Below are 20,379 nucleotides of genomic sequence, written 5' to 3'. Positions count from 1 at the left end.
TTAATGAATAATTAAGTTTAAATTTAAAAATAGATTACAAAAAAGTGTAAAATGTATGTATAATAATAATCTATATAAATTGACTTTAAAGTAAATAATTAAACATTTACAATAAAAGATGCTTATTCTGAACTATAGATAATATAATAACAGTATAAGCATCTTACACAAATGGATATTAAATTACACAAGTAATAAAAAACAAAATAATTTCACATTATTTTTAGAACGTAAGAATAAATAATAGGGAGGTGTAAGAATGCGAATATTAAATATTATAAATGATTTAGAAAACACAAATAAATATCTATCTATAGCATATTTCATAGATAAGTATTCTGCCTCCAAAAGAACACTACAAAATGATTTTTCATATTTATCTAAAGTATCTAGACCAACCTAAGTCAAACGTTGAAAGTATAATCTCATGTATTATCTTAAATGGAGGTTAATATAACTATATACAAGATACTAGAAATATTAAGGGCAAGTAGGTTAGTAGTAAAAGGATATAAAAAAGATATTGATTCTTATTTAGAAAAAAACAATCTTAATCTAGAAAGAAAATCTCACTATGGATTAAGAATTATGAATAAATAGATAATAACTTAAGTTATGTGTCATAGTTTATAAAAGAGAATTTTGAATATATTAAATTTACAAAGCCATAAAGCATATATTTGGCATGGATAGACTGTAGAGACATTTCATTTACTTGTGAAGAAATACAAAAGTCGATTATTAATATCTCCATAAATTTGATTATGGGTAGAGCGTGTACTGTCATTATAAAATACATTGAAAGAAAACGTTGACAAAATATATCTAATGTTTTATCATAATAATTGGAATTAGGTAGTAATTGTTTAAGTACAAGCTAAGCTTATTCATTAATAATAGCAGTATCCTAGGAAGGATTGTGCCCATTATTATGGATAAGCTTTTTTTATGCTCAAAAGGAGGATAATCATGATAATTAATAAGATATTAAATAATAATGTTGTAATTACATTAGATGGCAATGATGAAGAAATTATTGTCATGGGCAGAGGCATTGGATATCAAAAATCAAAAGGCGATTTAATAGATAAAACTAAAGTAAATAAAGTATTTAGAATATCAAATAAAGAAATATCAAATAAGTTGCAGGAATTACTTAATAATATTCCTATGGAGCACATGAAATTATCAAGTGAAATTATAGAGTATGCACAAATAAAGTTAAACAAGAAGTTAAATGAAAGTATTTATATATCATTAAGTGACCATACATATTCTGCAATTCAAAGAATGAAAGAAGGAATAAACGTAAAGAATGCAATACTTTGGGAAACTAAAAAGTTCTATAAAGAAGAGTTTGAAATTGGAATGAAAGCGCTAGATATTATTGAAAGCAAAACAGGTGTAAAATTACCTGAAGATGAAGCTGGATTTATAGCTTTTCATATAGTAAATGCTCAGTTAAGTGAAGGTCATACTTTGGCATCTGATATTACAAAGTTAATACAAGAAGTACTTAGTATAGTTAGATATCATTTTAGGATAGAATTTCATGAGGAATCAGTATTTTATTATAGATTTATAATGCATCTGAAATTTTTTGCACAGAGATTACTTTCAAATAGTGTACATGAAGGTGAGACAGATAAAGACTTATTAATTATTATTAGGTCTAAATATAATAAAGAGTTTGAATGTGTAGTTAAAATTAACAATTTTATTAAAAAACAATATAACTACATATTAACAGATGATGAACTTATATATTTAACAATACATTTAGCTAAAGTAGTTAAAGATTCAAATATGTAAGTTGATAATTTTTCAGCAGTATATAGGCAGTATATAGTAAGGGTTATTGAAAGGAGTGATACTAACAAAACTATACCTATGGTTGGATGGTAACATTGAGTTGGCCAAACCTTCAAATTTCAAAAAATTAATTTAAAAGAAATATGGAGGAAAAAATGGGAAAATACAAACAATTAGCACAAGACATAGTAAAAAATGTTGGTGGAAAAGAAAATATTAGTGGATTAGTACACTGTATTACAAGACTACGTTTTACATTAAAAGATGAAAGTATAGCAAATGACGATGTGTTGAAAAATATGGAAGGTATTGTTACTGTAATGAAAAGTGGAGGGCAATATCAAGTAGTTATAGGAAATCATGTTGAAGCTGTCTATAAAGATGTAGTTGAAATAATTGGCTTAGATGACTCAAGTGCAAATTCGGAAACGAAAAAGTCTGGTAGTATGTTGGATAAATGTATAGATATAATATCAGGAATTTTTCAGCCAGTACTAGGAATAATGGCAGCCTGTGGTATGTTAAAAGGATTTAATGCTTTATTTGTAGCAATGGGATTATATAGTAATGTGTCTGGTGGATATATGGTAATAAATGCAGCAGGAGATGCATTATTTATATTCCTTCCTTTATTTTTAGGATATACTTCAGCTAAAAAATTTGGTCTAAAACCAATGTTGGGATTAGCACTAGGAGCTGCAATGTGTTATCCTGCCATACAAGGTAGCAGTATATCCGCAGGTACAGATGCAATGTATACTTTATTTAAAGGAACAATGTTTGCATCACCAGTATATATTGATTTCTTTGGATTACCAATAATATCAATGGATTACACTGGAACAGTTGTACCAATTATATTTATAGTGTATTTTGCATCTAAGTGTGAAAAATTATTTAACAAGATTGTTCCAGACTTAGTTAAGTTTTTCTTTGTACCAATGCTTACATTATTGGTAGCAATACCTGTTGCACTTATAGTTATAGGTCCTATAGCAACATTTGGCTCTACACTTATTTCGCAAATTGTAATTTCGATAAGAGATTTTAGTCCACTATTAGCAGGTGCTATAGTAGGGTTCACTTGGCAAATTCTTGTTATTTTTGGTATGCACTGGGGATTCATTCCTGTATATATAAACAATGTTATGACTTTAGGATACGATAATGTTATGATGCCATTCTTTGCTTGTACATTTGCAAGTTCAGCAGTTGTATTAGCGATATTCTTTAAGACTAAAGATAAGAAATTAAAAGAGATGGCAATACCAAACTTTATATCTGGTATATTTGGAGTTACAGAACCAGCAATTTATGGAATATTATTACCTTTAAAGAAACCATTTATAATAAGTTGTATTGCTAGTGGTATTGGAGGAGCTTTCTATGGATTCTTTAATCTTAGAAAGTTTATAACTGGAGGGATGGGAATATTCGAACTTCCAGCAATGATTGAACCAGATGGGGGAACGGGTAACTTAATAGTAGCTCTTTCTGGTATAGCTATATCAATGGTTGTAGCTTTTGTATTAACTATGGTGTTATATAAAGACAAGAAAGAGGAAGCAAAAGATAAGGGAAAAGAGGAAATAAAAGAAGAAACAAAAGAAGTTAAGTCTACTAAATTAGAAAAAGAAATAGTAGTAAGCCCTATAAAAGGTGAAGTATTAAATTTAAGTGATATAGAGGATGCGGCATTTGCATCTGGTGTACTAGGTCAAGGTGTAGCAATAATACCTAGTGATGGAAAGGTAGTTGCGCCAGTAGATGGAGTGGTTACAACTTTATTCCCAAGTTTACATGCTATAGGAATTCTCTCAGATGAAGGTGTTGAAGTGCTTATTCATATTGGATTAAATACTATTCAGTTAGAAGGAAGAGGTTTTGAGGCATGTATAAAGCAAGGTGATAGGATTACAAAAGGTCAAACTATATTAAACTTTGATATTGATGTAATAAAGAAATCGGGATATAGTGTTGTAACTCCAGTTGTTATTACAAATTCATCACAATTTTTAGATGTGGTAGAAACAAAAAGTAAAAATGCTGAATTAGAAGATAATCTGATTACAGTTATATTTTAGGAAGAGATTAAAGTATTAATAAAAGACTAAAGCATTAGCATAAGTTAATGCTTTAGTTGTAATTTTAGGAGGCTTAACTATGAGTTTTAAAAAAGATTTTTTATGGGGAGGAGCTACTGCAGCTAATCAATGTGAAGGTGGATATAATGAAGATGAAAGAGGTCTAGCAAATGTAGATGTATGTCCAACAGGAAAAGATAGAACAGCAGTTATTACAGGAAAATTAAAAATGTTTGATTTTGATGATGAGCATTATTATCCAGCTCAAACTGGTATTGATATGTACCATAATTATAAAGAAGATATAAAGTTATTTGGTGAAATGGGATTTAAAGTATATAGAATGAGTATTGCATGGAGTAGAATATTCCCAAAAGGTGACGAAGAAACACCAAATGAAAAGGGGCTTCAGTTTTACGAAAATATATTTAAAGAATGTAAAAAATATGAAATAGAGCCACTAGTTACTATTACACATTTTGATTGTCCAATGCATTTGATTGAAAAGTATGGTGCATGGCGTAATCGTAAAATGATAGGTTTTTATGAGAAACTATGTAATGTTATCTTTAGAAGATATAAAGGATTAGTGAAGTATTGGTTAACTTTTAATGAAATAAATATGATTTTACATGCTCCATTTATGGGTGCTGGTATTTGTTTTGAGGAAGGAGAAGATGTTGAAAAGATAAAATATCAGGCTGCTCACCATGAACTTGTAGCTAGTGCAGTTGCAACTAAAATAGCACATGAAGTTGATGCAAATAACTTAGTTGGATGTATGTTTGCGGCTGGAAGTGTATATCCTTATAGTTGCAATCCTAATGATGTATGGGAAGCTACGAAGTTAGATAGAGAAAATTATTTCTTTGTAGACGTGCAATCTAGAGGAAAATATCCTAATTATGCATTAAAATATATGGAACAAAAGGGTATTACACCAGAAATGGAGATTGGTGATATTGAATTATTGAATAAATATACAGTAGATTTTATTTCATTCTCATATTACAACAGCCGTTGTGTTAGAACTGATGAAAACTCAGATGATGTAGCTGAAGGAAATATATTTACATCTGCTAAAAATCCATATCTTTCATACAGCCAATGGGGATGGCCAATTGACCCACTAGGTCTAAGAATTACATTAAATCATGTATATGATAGATATGAAAAGCCATTATTTATTGTAGAAAATGGATTAGGTGCAAAAGATATAGCTGATGAAAATGGCTATGTAGAAGATGATTACAGAATTGATTATTTAAGAGAGCATATAAAAGCTATGTACGATGCAGTTTCTATAGATGGTGTAGATTTATTAGGTTATACTACATGGGGGCCTATTGATTTAGTAAGTGCTGGTACAGGTGAAATGGAAAAGCGTTATGGATTTATATATGTAGACAGAGATAATATTGGTAATGGAAGTTTGAGAAGAACGAAAAAGAAAAGTTTTGAATGGTATAAGAAAGTAATTGCTTCAAATGGTGAAGATTTAGATTAGGGAAGAAGAATATAAAACTAATGATATGTATGATTTTTTCTATTTTACCTACCATCAAAATTTAAGATAATTAAAAAAGAAATAATAAAAAATAATATATAAAAATCCAAAAAGGAAGTTGAACTTAAAGTTTGATTAGAAAAAATCAATTTTGAGACAACTTCTTTTTAATATTTTTGATACTAATATAGCATGCACTATGGTACGAGTATCTTTAAAATTAAATAGCTCACCAAACATAGTTTTATTTCTCAAATGATGACCATATACTATTACACTTTTACCATTTTAAAAATTATTTCTATAATCCATGAAGATACTACCTGTTGTAGAGTTTAAATGAATACTTATAAAACAATCGCAATTACTGGAGTCTGCTTTTGAGCTTATTGAGTATAGAGAATGGAATTTATCATCTAATGGAATAGTTTTTTTAAAAGAGTCTTTGCAATTAACTATGATATAGACTTCTAAAAATTATTTAGTGAAAAGGAACTCAGAATGTATAATAAAAGTTCCTTTTTCAAAAGGAAAACTATTGTCATTTTCGAACTTTTATTATCCTGATATTATTTAAATATAACAACAACAAAATAAATCACAAACAAATCAAAACTAAAATTTAAAATATCAGGAGGTATAATATGTTAATAAATATGAAGGAAATGTTAAAAGTAGCACAAGAAAATCAATTTGCAGTACCAGCATTTAATATAGGGAGTGGGCAAATACTTAAAGCAGTAGTACAGAGTGCTAATGAAAAAAATGCACCAGTAATACTTGCAATACACCCAAATGAGTTAAGTTTCCTAGAAGATAGCTTTGTAGCTAGTTGTATAGAAGAAGCACATAAGAGTAAGGTACCTATGGTAATACATTTAGATCATGGAGCAAATAAAAGTCAAATATTAAGAGCTATAAGATGTGGATTTACATCAGTAATGATTGATGGCTCACATTTATCATATGAAGAAAATGTAACAATATCTAGGGCAGTAGTAGAAATTGCAAAAGGATTAAATATATCTGTAGAAGGAGAACTTGGAACAATAGGAACAACTGGAACATCAGGAGAAGGTGGTTCTGATGAAATAATATATACAAATCCACAATTAGCTAGGGATTTTGTTGAAAAAACAGGTGTAGACACATTAGCCATTGCAATTGGTACAGCACATGGTATATATCCAAAAGGGTTTAAACCAGAGCTTAAATTAGATTTATTAAAAGAAATAAAAGAAGTAGTAGATATACCTTTAGTTCTTCATGGCGGATCGTCAAATCCAGATGAAGAAATAGCACAAGCAGTTAAACTAGGAGTTTGTAAAGTAAATATTTCAAGTGATGTTAAATCAGCGTATTATAAGAAGTGCAGAGAAGTATTAGAACAAAATCCAAGTTTATATGAACCAGATGCTATATATCCACAATGTATAGAAGCTGCAAGGGAAGTTATAGAATTTAAAATGAATTTATTCAATGACATAGATAAATTAAAATGCTTTTCACCAAAAGAAGAATCAGTGATTGGATAACAAATTAAAGGGAGGGGCGAATTTATGGTAGATAAAATATTACGTAGTGATTGTATTGTATTAGATAAACAATTACAAACTAAAAAAGATGTAATTGATTATATGGCAAATCATTTGTATCATGGAAATTATATAAATGATAAAGAAAAGTTTATAATTGATATTAATAAACGTGAAAAAGAATCACCAACTAACATGGGAAATTTAATAGCTATCCCTCATGCTAAGTCAAGTACAGTAAAGCGACCTGTAATGATGTATTTAAGAACAGATAAGGATATCACGGATAATGATGGTCAAAAACTTAGGTCATTTTTTATGATAGCAGTTCCAGAGTCAGGTTTAGACGAGCATCTTAAGATTATATCTAAACTAGCTACATATTTAATGGATGAAAATCTTATTAAGAACCTACTAAGTGCAGAAACTCCATATGAAATATTAGATATATTTAATTATAAAGCTGTAGAATCAGGAGATTCAAGTAATAATCAAAATAAAGGTCTTATAGTTGGAATAACAGGATGTCCAACAGGTATAGCTCATACTTTTATGGCAAAAAAAGCGTTAGAAGAAGCAGGTCAAGAACTTGGATATGAAGTTAAAATAGAAACACATGGAGCCATAGGTGTAGAAAATAAGTTAACTAAAGAAGATATAAAAAGAGCTGAATACGTAATAATAGCTTGTGATAGAGAAGTTCAAACAAGTAGATTTATAGGAAAGAAAGTATTACAAAAGAAAGTAGCAGATGCTAAGAATGTTTCATTAGCCAAAAATTTAATTATAAATGCTGAAAATGGAATGGCTAAAGAAATTAAGCCAGGTGGAAAAACTTTAGAAGATTCAAAAGAAATACTTCAAGGGTCAGAGAAAAAAGGTATTTATAAGCACTTAATGAATGGTGTATCTGAAATGATTCCATTTGTAGTAATAGGTGGGATTGGTATAGCTATAGCATTTATGTTTGGTATATTTGCATCAGACCCAACTCATGAAACATACAATCCTATAGCTGGATTCTTTGGACAACTTGGAGGCGATTCAGCATTTAAGTTATTCATACCAATACTTGCTGGTTTTATAGCTAAATCAATTGCAGGAAGACAAGGTTTTGCTCCTGCTATGATAGCTGGTTTTATGGCAGTTATTGGAGGTTCAGGATTCCTAGGAGGTATGGTAGCAGGATTTGCAACTGGATATATAGCTTTAGGAGTAATGAAGATAACAGAAAACTTACCAGATGTATTAAAAGGGGTAAATGCTGTACTGATATGTCCACTGCTGATTGCATTCACAAGTGGAGCTATAATGTTCTTCGTAGTTAATACACCAGCATCATGGTTAAATGAAGCTTTACAGTCCTGGTTACAAAGTATGTCTGGAACTAATAAAGTATTATTAGGTGCAATATTAGCAGGAATGATGGCATCAGATATGGGAGGACCTATTAATAAAACAGCTTCTGCATTTGGATTAGCTATGTTTTCTAGTAATGTATTTGAACCATCAGCAGCATTAATGGTGGGTGGAATGGTACCTCCATTAGCAATAGCATTAGCCATGTTAATATTTAAAAATAAGTTTACTAAAGAAGAAAGAAAGTCAGCACTACCAACTGCTATAATGGGAGCATCTTTTATAACGGAAGGAGCAATACCCTTTGCAGCTGCAGATCCGTTAAGAATGATTCCGGCAAACATAATTGGTTCTTGTATAGGTGGGGCAATATGTATGAGTTTAGATATAACCTTGATGGCACCACATGGAGGAATATTTGTAATACCATTTGCATGTAGTGCACCAGTTGCGTATATAGCTTGTATATTAGCTGGCACAGTAATAACAACTTTAATTATAGGAATAACAAAGCCTACTATAAAGAGTGGAAGTGGTGAAGTTGAAGTACTTGGTGCTTAAATTATAAATAAGAGCTAAAATAAGGATATTGGAAGTAGTTAGCAACCTCTCAATATCCTTATTTTTTATTTTAAAATTATATCCTATATTATATCGATTTTGTAAAGTGTATCATAAATTCTTTTATGATACAGAAGTATTTTAGTATTTTTACATAGTTATTAAATATGCTAAAATAGTAATTAATAGAAATATCAAAAAATGGGTAGGGGGCATAAGTATGCTTGCATCAAGGCAAATTGAATTTCTTAAATTGATATTAAATGAAAGTGAATATAGACCTATAAAATACTTTAAAGATAAATTAAATGTATCAGATAAAACATTACAAAAAGATTTGAAGATGATTGAGATATATTTAGAAACTTTCGATATAAAAATTGATATAAAAAGGGGTTGCGGAATATTAATAGAAGCGTCAGCAAAGAAAGATATAGACCTAATTAATAGTTTAAATATACAACCAAAGGGAAATAAGTCTTTATCAGTAGAGCAAAGAAGAATGGAAATTTTAAAATATCTATTATTAAATTCAAATAATATAACTTCAATAAATCAGTTATCGGATAAATATTATGTAAGTAAAACTTCTATAGTAAATGATTTTAAATATATAGAGGAATGGATAAAAGAATATAATTTAAAACTTAATAAAACCTTAGAGGGAACTAAAATTATAGGTAAAGAAGTAGATATAAGGAAATCGATTGCTAAGATGGTAGATGATTTATTAGATGAAAATTATGAACAGCACGATATATCTGAGTTAACCAGATTAGATTCTGCTACATTTAGTGCATTGATAAATTTATTTGATATTGATTCTATCATATTTGTAGAAACTATAATTACAGAATTAGAAGATAATTTAGGATATGTTATAAGTCAGCCCTACTATATAAATTTAATTACACATATACTTATATGCTTAAAGAGAGTTGAAGAAGGTAATCAAATAGATTTTCAGGAAGAAAAGGAAGTCTCTATATGTAATTTGGATGAGTTAGTATATCAAAAGGTCACTACACTTATAGGTAAAATAGAAAATAGATACAGAGTAAAAATAACTAAAGATGAAATTAAATATATATATATATATTTAGTATCATCTGGATTTAGTAGCGAAAGCAATAAGCGTTGCAATGATGAATCAGATATATTAAGTGATAGTGAAAAAATATCATCTATAATGATAGAGAATATGTCACAGTTTTTAAATATAAATCTTAAAGATGATGAACTACTGCAAAAAAGTCTGACATCTCATGTAAGACACATGTTAAACAGATTAAGATATGATATCCAAATAAAAAACCCATTATTAGAAGAGATACAAGAGCGATTTTCTGAGGTATTGGGGTTATGCATGATGACTATAAATATTATGACAGAGCATTATAATCTGAAGAATATTAGTATAGATGAAGTTTCGTATATTGCTACATATTTTCAAGCAGCTATAGAAAGAAATATGAGTAGTAAAAGAGTAATAGTAGTTTGTAATACAGGATATGGAACATCTCAGCTTCTTGCTGCTAGATTAAAAAGAGAATTTCCTGAATGGACTATAGTTGATATAATTCCCATGCATCAGTTGAATAAGCGAAATTTGGATGATGTAGATTTTGTAATATCTACTGTAAATTTAGATTTGAAAGAGAAATCACATATAGTTGTATCAGTACTATTAATGGAAAGTGATATTAATAATATAAAAAATGCTTTACTTAATAAACCTAGAAAAAGTATGGACTTAGATACAAACTTATTAGGAGTATATTTAAAAGATAATATATATTTTAATTTTGATGTAAGCCAGATGAGAAGTTTAATAGGTATGAATTTAAGCAGTAAGTATGAATCTATTGCATTAGGAAAAGATTTAAATATATATATATGCAATCAAAGTAAAGTAAATAAGGGAATAATGAATGTCGATAATATTAATAGAACGATTGACCTTTACTTAGAAACTAGTAATCATAGTTTTTTAAAACATATTCTGATTGAAGTATCAAATCTATATAGGCAAAAGAACTATATAAATTATATAATAGATTGCGAAAGAGAAGAGGATATTAAAATATTATTTGATAACAATGTACTGGAGAAAATAAATGGAAATTAGAGAAATATTAAGCGAAGAAAGTGTTATTTTAGACTTAAAATCAACTACAAAAGAAGGTATAATACAAGAATTAGTAGATAAATTATATGATAAAGGAAGTATAACTTCAAAAAGTAAGTTTATAAAGGCACTAAAGCATAGAGAGAAAATGGGCTCTACAAGTATAGGTTATCAAATGGCTATGCCACATGGAAAAACAAAGTATGTAAAGAAAGCATCTGTGGTAATAGGTAAATCTAGAGAAGGTGTAGATTGGCCAAGTATAGATGGCTTGCCTGTAAAATTAGTAATTATGTTTGCTATGCCACAATCTGAAGGTAAAGAAGATATAATGTTAATATCTAAAATAGCTTATATTTTAGGTGGTAAAGATATAAGTGAAAGGCTTTTAAGTGCACATACCAAAAAAGAAATAGTAGGTGTATTTTATGAAGCATAGATATTGTATAAACTATAAATTTGAATTTATTTTGGAATGAAAAATGTGTTATCATCGTTACCGATTCTAAACATGTGCCAAATTATTGATATGAGTTATTAGGATTAAACAAAGGAAAGTTATTAGTTGATAATAATGTAGCAGGATTCATGGAGAGATTTGCTAAAAAGGAAGAGAGGGTTTATTTTATAGTAAGAGATAAAAAAGACAAGCTTAAATTTCAAGCTTGTCTTTTTTATTATACAAAACCTATAATACTTTAAAATCTATGAAAAACTTGTGTAATAGAGGTATTAAAAATTTAATGGTAATCAAATTCTTTACCAATGAATATAAAAAACATCTTCGTGTTATAATAGTTTAAACTAATGAACGAAAGGTAGATGAATGTATATGAAATATCAACATATAATTGAAGTTAATAAAGACCTTTGTATTGGATGTGGACTTTGTAAAAATGATTGTCCAGTAAATAATATAATTATAGAAAATAAAAAATCAGTAATTAAAAAGCAAGATTGTCTAATGTGTGGACACTGTGCAGCAATCTGTCCCAAAGAAGCTATTACACTTACAGGGTTTGATGAACCACCAATAGAACTTACAAATAAGCCAAACTTAGACTCAGATGAATTACTAATGGCAATTAAATCTAGAAGAAGTATCCGGAAATTTAAAGATAAAGAAGTTTCTTCAGAAATTGTAAAGCAAATTATTGAAGCAGGTAGATACACACCTAGTGCTAAAAATTCACAAGATGTATCATATATTGTTTTAGACAATAAAAAAGCAATATATGAAAAGGAAGCAGTGAGATTTTTTAGAAAAATAAAACCTATTGCAAATATTGCTGTTAAATATTCAAAGGAAGTTGAGGTTGATGATAACTTTTTCTTCAAGCATGCTCCTATTGCAATAATGATAGTAACAAAAGATAAGATTAGTGGTTCACTTGCAGCATCTAATATGGCACTAATGGCAGAATCTTATGGTCTGGGGGTTTTATTTAGTGGATATTTTTCAGATGTAGCAAATAATTCACCAAAGTTAAAAAAACTTTTAGGTCTAAAACACAGGAATCATGTACTTATGACACTAGTGATTGGATATCCAGATGTTAAATATAGACGTACTGCACAAAAAGAACCAGCAAGTGTTAGATACTTATAAGGTATGGAGGAGTTTATGGAAAAAGAATGTCAGCAAAGAATACAAGAAATAACATCTAAATTTAAAGAATGTCGTAAAGCTATTTCTGCTATGGGAGATGAAACTAGACAGTTAATTTTAATAACACTCCTAGAAAGTGACTTCAATGGTATACGAGTAGGAGAAATTACAGAAAAAACACATCTTTCTCGTCCTGCTGTATCTCATCATCTTAAAATATTGAAAGAAGCAGAAATTGTTAATGTACGTAGAGAAGGAACTAGAAATTATTATTATCTTGATTCAAAAAAATCACAATGGAAATCACTAACAGAGCTAATAAATCTTATATTTGTTGGAATACAACATATTGGTGAAGATGATGTAAGAAAAGGTGAGTAAAGTAAAGTGATTTAGCAAAAAGGGGTTGTCGCATGAATAAATTAAATTTGTTCTGTGATAGCTCTTTTTTATGTATAAAAATATATACATGAATGTTAAGATTAGTTGATAGAATTTAAGTAATAAATCTAATACTATAAACATAGGAGGTATGAAAAATATGATTAATACGAATTTGAAAAGACTAAGAAAAATTCACCAGTACACACAAGAAGAATTAGCTGAGAAACTTAATGTTTCTAGACAATCAGTAGCAAAATGGGAAAATGGAGAATCTACTCCTGATATAGATAGTTGTATTAAACTTGCAAAATTGTATAATGTCAGATTAGATGATTTAGTTAATCATTCTGAAGAAAAATCAGGGATTATAGTACCACCTACAGGAAAATTTTTCTTTGGAGCTGTCGTAGTTGGTGAACGTGGTCAGATTGTTATTCCAAAAGAAGCAAGGGATGTATTTAATACAAACTCAGGGGACAAATTATTGATACTAGGAGATGAAGAAAGAGGATTAGGAATTGTTCATCAACGTGATTTGATAAATTTTATAGGTCATATGGGGGTAATAAGTAAAGAAGAGTAATTTAAAAAAATTATAAAAGGATGGATAAAATATGGGTAAAATAGTATTTTTCAGTATTCCTGCATATGGTCACACCAATCCTACCGTTGAAGTAGTTCGTGAATTGGTAGATAGAAGGAATGAGGTATTGTACTATTCTTTTAATGAATTTAAAGATAAAATTGAAGGTGCTGGAGCAAAATTTATTTGTTGTGATAAATATCTTCCAGAATTACGTCCTGGAGATGAGAAAAAAATTGGTAAAGATTTTTCTGGGTTAATTGAGATGATAGTAGATACTACCATATCTTTAGATGAAAAAGTTTGTAGAGAACTTAAAGAATTTAATCCAGATTGTATTGTATCAGATTCACTAAGTTTTTGGGGAAAATTATTTGCACAAAAACTTAATATTCCATATATATGTTCTACAACAACTTTCGCGATTAATAAACATACAGCGAAGATGATGAAACAAAGCTTTATAGAAATTATACGTATGGTTTTTGGTATGAGACGCATTAATAAAAAAATAAAGCTTTTACGAAGAAAAGGATATGAGGTAAAAAACTTTATTTCTATAGTTTCTAATGATGATGATACGAATACTATTGTATATACATCAAAAGAATTTCAACCAATGGTAGAAACTTTTTCTAGTAAATATTCATTTGTAGGGCCATCAGTATCAAAGGTAATTATTGGATCCAAAGAGAGAAAGAAAAAGCTAATATATATTTCACTTGGTACAATTAATAATAAAAATATTAACTTTTATAAAAACTGTATAAATGCATTTGAAGATTATGAGGTTGATGTAATTATGTCTGTTGGTAGTGATACTGATATTAAAAGTTTAGGACATATACCAAATAATTTTGAAGTTAAAAATAGTGTCAAACAGACTACTGTACTTCAAGAAACTGATGTGTTTATTACTCATTGTGGGATGAATAGTGTTAATGAAAGTTTATATTATGGAGTACCTATGGTATTATTTCCACAACATTCGGAGCAGAGAATGGTAGCTAATAGAGTTACTTATTTGGGCGCAGGGCTCATGTTAAAAGAAAATAAATCAAAAGATATTAAAGATGCAGTATTTCAAGTTATGAATGATAATGAATACAAAGAAAATGCAACTAAACTATCAAAAAGTTTTTATAATGCAGGAGGTTCAAAAAAAGCAGCAGATGTGATATTACAGTTTATATGTGATAGTAGAGCAATTAAAATATAGTAAATTGGTTAAAATGGACAATACATACCACTTAATCAAAATACTGACAGTGGGGTCACTTAACCTACCAGTTGGGGCATATATATTGATACTAAATATGAGAGATGTTATATTTTAATAAAAAAATATAACATCTCTTTTTTAGTATATTATATCAAGTTTTTAACATTAGAACTGAAAAAAATTTAGATTGAAGTAGGGAGGATTAATATGAAAAAGTATAAAGTTATTTTAGGAGTATTAATTATAAGTATTATAAGTGTAACAGGGTTTGTTGTGTATAAAAACTACATTAAACCATGGAAGGAGGCTGAAATATATATTAACAAGTATATGGTAAAGCAAGATATTTCAAAAGATAATATAAAGAGTATTACAAGAGAAAAAGCAAAGAAAGCAAGCTACAAAGGAATACTATATAGAGTATATTACAAAGATGACCCTCAATATGAATATCAATATTTTTATAGTGATGATTATTATGCTCTATATGTAAATAAAGTAATGTTACAAATTTATGATATGGAAAATAATAATAAACTTTTAAAAAGCAATGAAGAATTAAAAGGTGTAAAGTATCCACCAATTTATCTTAAAGGCATGTTGGATAAATAGCTCATGATAAAATAGGAGTATTTTTATTGAAAAATAGATACATAACATTATATTCAATCTTAAAAAAGTATATTGTATAAAAAGTAATATATAGTAGGAATCTTCTAGAATAACTTCTGAATGATAATCATTTAAGTATAAAGTACATGGTGATATAAGAAGATTAAGAATAATTCTAAAACTATAAACTTGTAATTTATTGTCAGAATATATTGACAAAAGTAAAGTTTGAAATTATAATTTATATCAAGAATAGTTTGACAAAATAAAAACTAGTGACCTTATTTTAGTAAATTTATTTTTTTTTACTAATTTAAGAATAATTTAGGACTACTATAGACATATAGTTTATCATTTATTTAATATGACAAATAATTGTTATTGCTAGGAATACGATTTCTAAAGTCGCTAGATATAGTCTAACTTAAAGAGGGGAGGCATTAGCAAATACAAGTTTGCACCTAAAGAAGACTTAAAAGAAATAGTTAAAATAAGGTATCTCTTAACAATATTAATGGATATGTTATTAATTTATATTAGGTATTTTAGGAATAATTTGAGACGTATAAAATATCATCAAAAAATATCAAATTGTGCTATATGTAGTTGAGAATAACTACAGAATACACACTTTATAATTATTGTTTTATTGATAAAAATTATTATATTTAGGAGGAAACAACAATGGAAAATTTTTGGAATCCGCTTACTTGCTTTACTGTATGTGTAATGATTTATGCTTTTAGTGAGTTTTTATCTAAGAAAACAAAAGGTGCAATTTCAACATTGCTATTTGTATGTATTATATTTTTATTAGGCTTTTGGACAAATATTCTTCCAAAAGACGTTACAGGAGCATCAGGGATATTAGCTGCAATGAGTAACTTTGGTATAGCATTGTTAATAACCAACTTGGGAACGCTTATAAACCTTGAGGATTTATGCCATGAATGGAAAACAGTTGTAATTGCATTAGTAGGTATTGTAGGCATAGCGGTTGGTTGTTTCACAGTTGGTAGTATGTTATTTGGTAGAGAGTATGCTTTAATAGCAGCACCTCCAATAGCAGGTTCTACTGTTGCTGGTATTATTGTAACAACGGTTGCAGAAGCAGCAAATAGACCTGAACTTGCAGCATTTGTAATCCTAGTATTGTCATTTCAAAAATTCTTTGGTATTCCTATAACAACATATTGCATAAATAAAGAATTAAAATTTAAAAGAGATAGGGGAGATTTCTTAAAGGATGTATCAAAGAGTAATTTTAAGCTTCCAAGTATGAGAATTTTTAAAGAAGAATCAAATAAGAAATCCTCCAATCTAGTATATCTTGCAAAACTTTCATTTGTTGCTATGATTGGGAACTTTGTAGGATTAGCTACTCTAATACCAGGATTTACTCCAGCAAATTATTATTTAAATCCAAATATAGCATGCTTGTTAGTAGGTTTAATTTTTACACGAATAGGATTTTTAGAAAAGGGAATTTTAGATAAATCTCAATCTAATGGAATTATAATGTTTGGATGTATGTTAATGTTACCTGGAGGACTTGCTAAGGTAACTCCAACAGCATTATTTGCAATGATTGTTCCAACTATAGGAATTCTAGTTGTAGGAGCTGTATTCATAATACTATTTACTGCAATTGTAGGAAAGTTATTAGGATACTCTCCAAGAATGTCAGCAGCAATTGGTGTAACTTGTATGCTTGCTTATCCAGCAACACAGATAATTTCTAATGAAGGTATTGATGCTATGGAAGGAACTGTAGAAGAGAAGCAAAGGGCAACAGATTATTTATTACCAAAAATGATTATAGGGGGATTTGTTACTGTAACTATTGCTTCAGTGGCATTTGCTAGTATAATAGGTCCACTTATATTTGGTTAATGTAAAATAGATTTATGGGAGGTAAAGTTAATGATAGGAAATATTTCTATAAATGAGATAGATGAAAAAAGACTCAAACTTGATGATTTAAGTAAGAAAATATGGAAAAATCCAGAGAAAGCATTTAAAGAATTCAAAGCATGTGAAAATACAGCAAATTTTCTAAGAAGTGAAGGATTTGATGTAGAAATAGGAGTAGGAGGTTTAGATACAGCTATTAAGGCTAGTTTTGGCTCAGGAAAACCAGTTATAGGTTTTATGGGAGAGTTTGATGCGCTACCTGGTTTAAACCAAAAAGTTTCAACAAAGCAAGAAGCATTTGAATTGGGCGGTTATGGTCATGGATGTGGACATAACTTATTATGTACTGCACATGTAGGAGCAGTAGTAGGACTTAAAAGAGAAATGATAGAAAACAATTTAAGTGGAACTATAGTATTTTATGCATGTCCAGGAGAAGAACAGTTAACAGGTAAAGGATTTATGGCTAGAGGTGGTGCATTTAAAGGATTAGACTTAGCTATAAATTTCCATCCAAATAAAATTAGTGAAGCTACAGTTGGCATATCAACAGCTGTTAACTCTGTAAAATTTCATTTTAAAGGAAAAACTGCACATGCTGGTTCAGACCCGCAAAATGGAAGAAGTGCTTTAGATGCTGTAGAACTTACTAATGTAGGAGCTAATTATTTGAGAGAACATGTTACTTCTGATGTAAGAATTCATTATACCATTACAGGTGGAGGAGTAGCACCTAACATAGTTCCTGATAAAGCATCAGTATGGTATTATACAAGAGCTTTAAGTAGGGAAGCTGTAGAAAATACATATGAAAGACTTATAAAAGTAGCAAAAGGAGCTGCAATGATGACTGAGACTGAGGTTGAAGTAGAGTTTTTAGGAGGATGTTATAATACTCTAAATAATCATGTCTTAGCAAATCTTGTGTCAGAATGTATGGATAATATTAAACAAGATCCTTGGACTCAAGATGAATTGGATTTTGCAGCTGAATTAGATAGACAAAGCCCACAACAATATAAGGCTATGATAAATAAATATAATTTACCAGAAGGAACTCATCTATATTATGGTGGAGGAAATGTTACGAACTTTAATAGCTATGGTTCTACTGATATTGGAGATGTAATGCATATAGTTCCTACAGCCTACTTTTTTACAGGATGTACAAACTTAGGGGCACCTGGGCATAGTTGGCAGTTTACATCTTGTGCAGGAAGTTCTATTGGAGAAAAAGGTATGATATATGCGGCAAAAATTATGGCTATGTTTGGAGCTAAGATACTGAATAATCCAGATATAGCTAAAAAGGCAAAAGAAGAATTCGATAAATCTATGAATGGAAAAACATATAAGTGTCCTATTCCAGATGATATTCCAACTCCTTAAATGAGATATAAAGTTTAAAATATAAGAGTACAATTTTTATGCCAGCATTTTTTCATTATCAAAAGAACATAAAATTTTACTGTTTATTTGCTCATTGCGAAGTGAAATGGCTAGAAAATAATTTTAATAGGGAATAACATAAATTATTAATAAATATCACAAAAGGTATATCTTAAAAAACAAATATGGGATATACCTTTTAGAAAATCATATAACTTTATTTACTATTCAATGATAAAATATTTTTATGTACTCTAGATTTTAATGTTTGTTTTCTGATATAAATAATTTGTATACCCTCTCAGGTCTACCTTTTGTTGAGTTTTGTTTTTCGTATAATATAGTAGCATTTCCAGACTTTAGTAGACTACTTAAAAATCTATTGGCAGTTCTTACTGTTACATTTAAACAAGAAGATAATTCCTTAGGAGTAACTTCATCTCTTTGTAGAATTTCAATAACGGATATAATCTTTTGAATAGTAAGAGTAGACAATTTGGAATTTTTAGCAATTGTATTTATGTGTGGAGTTACTTTATTTGAAACAGTAAGTAATTTATCACATAGTAAAGGGCCTATTGTCTCATAACTTTCATTAACTAAGAAACTGTAGTTTAAAGGATTTATTTTAGATTCCTTATTAGCATTTATAGCATTAGACATGGCTTGTTTTATATTATTACCAATTCCATACCCAACACATACTTTAAGGTTTATACTATTTTCAATAGATTCTTTTATATAACATGTAGTGAAATTTTTAGTTAATGATTTAATGGTCTCACATTTAGTAAAAATCTTAAAAGAGCTAGTATCCTTTTCAATTATAAAATCAGTTAATTTATCTTTTTTTAGATTGTTTAATATTTTATAAATTTGGTCTATAGTATAATCATAATGGTTCATATCTTTAACTGTTATATATATTACACCAGGTTGGTTTACCTTCATTCTATGCAGATGAATGTCCTTTATTAATTCATTAAAAGTACTTTTCAATAAATTTATGTCAGGATATATGAAGTGAAAATTTACTCCTGCATCTTGTAACATAGGGACAATACTACTAAAACGAGTAGTAGAAAAATCAATTTTCCCTTCATTCCATAACTTAATATGTTTTTTTTCAATATTTTTTTCAAGCTCTGCTATATCAGATAAACTCATCTTAGAGGCATTTTCATTAATACTACACATTAAATCTCCAAATGTACCATTTGATAGATAATATGATATGTCTTTTGGATTATCTGCCCAATCCATTAGGTCAAAGTATGCTCTAGAAAAATCTAATGTATTGTATTTAAAAATAAGTTTTAGAAACATATCGTAATAACTTTGTAAATCAGTACCAAAATCAACTAAAGGTTTTTTTATAGTACCAACTTTTTTTGTAATAGCTTCCTTAGGTATAGGTCCACTGACTGCGAATCCATCAAACTTATCTTCGATTTCTAGATATAAATCTCCAACATGAGAAAAATCTTTATAAATATATATTTCAATTTCTGCATTAATATTTAATTTTTTTATAGAATTCGCTACAAATTCTTTTAAAAATTCAGTTGTTATGATTGCTATTTTCATAGATTACTTCCTTTTCAATTATTATAGTTATTTATATAACTTTTACTTTTTCTATTCATGGCAAAACTATATTTCTTTGTACTATTATATATA

Annotated in this window: 17 protein-coding genes; 16 read left to right on the top strand and 1 reads right to left on the bottom strand. The window is 28.7% G+C overall.

The window, feature by feature from the left end:
* The first annotated feature begins 259 nt into the window (after window positions 1-259).
* From IC218_RS10995 to IC218_RS10920, 16 genes are all read left to right on the top strand, one after another.
* A complete protein-coding gene (locus tag IC218_RS10995) occupies window positions 260-403 on the top strand; it encodes a hypothetical protein (RefSeq protein WP_227824417.1) in 144 nt (47 codons plus the stop codon).
* Window positions 404-441: 38 nt separating this feature from the next.
* Window positions 442-600 (top strand): hypothetical protein, encoded by a 159-nt coding sequence (locus tag IC218_RS10990; RefSeq protein WP_227824416.1) that lies wholly within the window; start codon window positions 442-444, stop codon window positions 598-600.
* A gap of 369 nt (window positions 601-969) precedes the next feature.
* The gene (gene licT / locus IC218_RS10985) at window positions 970-1,812 is read left to right on the top strand and encodes a BglG family transcription antiterminator LicT (RefSeq protein WP_227481934.1); all 843 of its coding nucleotides are present in this window, start codon (window positions 970-972) and stop codon (window positions 1,810-1,812) included.
* Between the two features lie 155 nt (window positions 1,813-1,967).
* Entirely contained in the window at window positions 1,968-3,896 is a 1,929-nt protein-coding gene (locus IC218_RS10980) for a beta-glucoside-specific PTS transporter subunit IIABC (protein WP_227824415.1), read from the top strand.
* 79 nt (window positions 3,897-3,975) lie between these two features.
* A complete protein-coding gene (locus tag IC218_RS10975; RefSeq protein ID WP_227433822.1) occupies window positions 3,976-5,403 on the top strand; it encodes a 6-phospho-beta-glucosidase in 1,428 nt (475 codons plus the stop codon).
* 644 nt (window positions 5,404-6,047) lie between these two features.
* Window positions 6,048-6,938, top strand: coding sequence for a ketose-bisphosphate aldolase (locus IC218_RS10970; RefSeq protein ID WP_227824414.1), 891 nt, complete (start codon window positions 6,048-6,050; stop codon window positions 6,936-6,938).
* Window positions 6,939-6,962: 24 nt separating this feature from the next.
* Window positions 6,963-8,858 carry a fructose-specific PTS transporter subunit EIIC gene (locus tag IC218_RS10965; RefSeq protein ID WP_227824413.1) on the top strand — a complete coding sequence of 632 codons (1,896 nt, stop codon included), beginning with the start codon at window positions 6,963-6,965 and terminating at the stop codon, window positions 8,856-8,858.
* A gap of 220 nt (window positions 8,859-9,078) precedes the next feature.
* Entirely contained in the window at window positions 9,079-10,986 is a 1,908-nt protein-coding gene (locus tag IC218_RS10960; RefSeq protein ID WP_227824412.1) for a BglG family transcription antiterminator, read from the top strand.
* Complete coding sequence (locus IC218_RS10955) at window positions 10,976-11,425, top strand: PTS sugar transporter subunit IIA (RefSeq protein ID WP_227824411.1); 450 nt, start codon at window positions 10,976-10,978, stop codon at window positions 11,423-11,425. The genes IC218_RS10960 and IC218_RS10955 overlap by 11 nt, the downstream gene beginning before the upstream one ends.
* A 393-nt stretch (window positions 11,426-11,818) precedes the next feature.
* The gene (locus IC218_RS10950) at window positions 11,819-12,595 is read left to right on the top strand and encodes a nitroreductase family protein (protein WP_227433827.1); all 777 of its coding nucleotides are present in this window, start codon (window positions 11,819-11,821) and stop codon (window positions 12,593-12,595) included.
* A 15-nt stretch (window positions 12,596-12,610) separates the two neighbouring features.
* Entirely contained in the window at window positions 12,611-12,976 is a 366-nt protein-coding gene (locus IC218_RS10945) for an ArsR/SmtB family transcription factor (protein WP_227433828.1), read from the top strand.
* A gap of 160 nt (window positions 12,977-13,136) precedes the next feature.
* Window positions 13,137-13,562: a helix-turn-helix transcriptional regulator gene (locus IC218_RS10940; RefSeq protein ID WP_227824410.1), complete on the top strand. Its 426-nt coding sequence runs from the start codon at window positions 13,137-13,139 to the stop codon at window positions 13,560-13,562.
* Window positions 13,563-13,593: 31 nt separating this feature from the next.
* A complete protein-coding gene (locus IC218_RS10935) occupies window positions 13,594-14,781 on the top strand; it encodes a macrolide family glycosyltransferase (protein WP_227824409.1) in 1,188 nt (395 codons plus the stop codon).
* 210 nt (window positions 14,782-14,991) lie between these two features.
* Window positions 14,992-15,396, top strand: a complete 405-nt coding sequence (locus IC218_RS10930) for a DUF3139 domain-containing protein (RefSeq protein ID WP_227824408.1) — start codon at window positions 14,992-14,994, stop codon at window positions 15,394-15,396.
* Between the two features lie 684 nt (window positions 15,397-16,080).
* Window positions 16,081-17,289: a hypothetical protein gene (locus tag IC218_RS10925; protein ID WP_227433832.1), complete on the top strand. Its 1,209-nt coding sequence runs from the start codon at window positions 16,081-16,083 to the stop codon at window positions 17,287-17,289.
* 30 nt (window positions 17,290-17,319) lie between these two features.
* Entirely contained in the window at window positions 17,320-18,699 is a 1,380-nt protein-coding gene (locus tag IC218_RS10920; RefSeq protein ID WP_227824407.1) for a M20 family metallopeptidase, read from the top strand.
* A 261-nt stretch (window positions 18,700-18,960) separates the two neighbouring features.
* On the opposite strand, the gene IC218_RS10915 is transcribed toward IC218_RS10920, so the two are convergent.
* Window positions 18,961-20,286 carry a hypothetical protein gene (locus IC218_RS10915; protein ID WP_227481943.1) on the bottom strand — a complete coding sequence of 442 codons (1,326 nt, stop codon included), beginning with the start codon at window positions 20,284-20,286 and terminating at the stop codon, window positions 18,961-18,963.
* Between the last annotated feature and the right edge of the window lie 93 nt (window positions 20,287-20,379).

The sequence above is a fragment of the Clostridioides sp. ES-S-0005-03 genome, assembly GCF_020658455.1.
Lineage (GTDB): Bacteria > Bacillota > Clostridia > Peptostreptococcales > Peptostreptococcaceae > Clostridioides.
This window is presented reverse-complemented; position numbering and strand designations above follow the sequence as displayed.

Coding starts and splice junctions, on each gene's coding strand:
- IC218_RS10945 (WP_227433828.1), top strand. CDS start 12,611: ATGGAAAAAGAATGTCAGCAAAGAATACAAGAAATAACATCTAAATTT.
- IC218_RS10955 (WP_227824411.1), top strand. CDS start 10,976: ATGGAAATTAGAGAAATATTAAGCGAAGAAAGTGTTATTTTAGACTTA.
- IC218_RS10930 (WP_227824408.1), top strand. CDS start 14,992: ATGAAAAAGTATAAAGTTATTTTAGGAGTATTAATTATAAGTATTATA.
- IC218_RS10960 (WP_227824412.1), top strand. CDS start 9,079: ATGCTTGCATCAAGGCAAATTGAATTTCTTAAATTGATATTAAATGAA.
- IC218_RS10965 (WP_227824413.1), top strand. CDS start 6,963: ATGGTAGATAAAATATTACGTAGTGATTGTATTGTATTAGATAAACAA.
- IC218_RS10925 (WP_227433832.1), top strand. CDS start 16,081: ATGGAAAATTTTTGGAATCCGCTTACTTGCTTTACTGTATGTGTAATG.
- IC218_RS10975 (WP_227433822.1), top strand. CDS start 3,976: ATGAGTTTTAAAAAAGATTTTTTATGGGGAGGAGCTACTGCAGCTAAT.
- IC218_RS10970 (WP_227824414.1), top strand. CDS start 6,048: ATGTTAATAAATATGAAGGAAATGTTAAAAGTAGCACAAGAAAATCAA.
- IC218_RS10980 (WP_227824415.1), top strand. CDS start 1,968: ATGGGAAAATACAAACAATTAGCACAAGACATAGTAAAAAATGTTGGT.
- IC218_RS10990 (WP_227824416.1), top strand. CDS start 442: ATGGAGGTTAATATAACTATATACAAGATACTAGAAATATTAAGGGCA.
- IC218_RS10995 (WP_227824417.1), top strand. CDS start 260: ATGCGAATATTAAATATTATAAATGATTTAGAAAACACAAATAAATAT.
- IC218_RS10950 (WP_227433827.1), top strand. CDS start 11,819: ATGAAATATCAACATATAATTGAAGTTAATAAAGACCTTTGTATTGGA.
- IC218_RS10940 (WP_227824410.1), top strand. CDS start 13,137: ATGATTAATACGAATTTGAAAAGACTAAGAAAAATTCACCAGTACACA.
- IC218_RS10935 (WP_227824409.1), top strand. CDS start 13,594: ATGGGTAAAATAGTATTTTTCAGTATTCCTGCATATGGTCACACCAAT.
- IC218_RS10920 (WP_227824407.1), top strand. CDS start 17,320: ATGATAGGAAATATTTCTATAAATGAGATAGATGAAAAAAGACTCAAA.
- licT (WP_227481934.1), top strand. CDS start 970: ATGATAATTAATAAGATATTAAATAATAATGTTGTAATTACATTAGAT.
- IC218_RS10915 (WP_227481943.1), bottom strand. CDS start 20,286: ATGAAAATAGCAATCATAACAACTGAATTTTTAAAAGAATTTGTAGCG.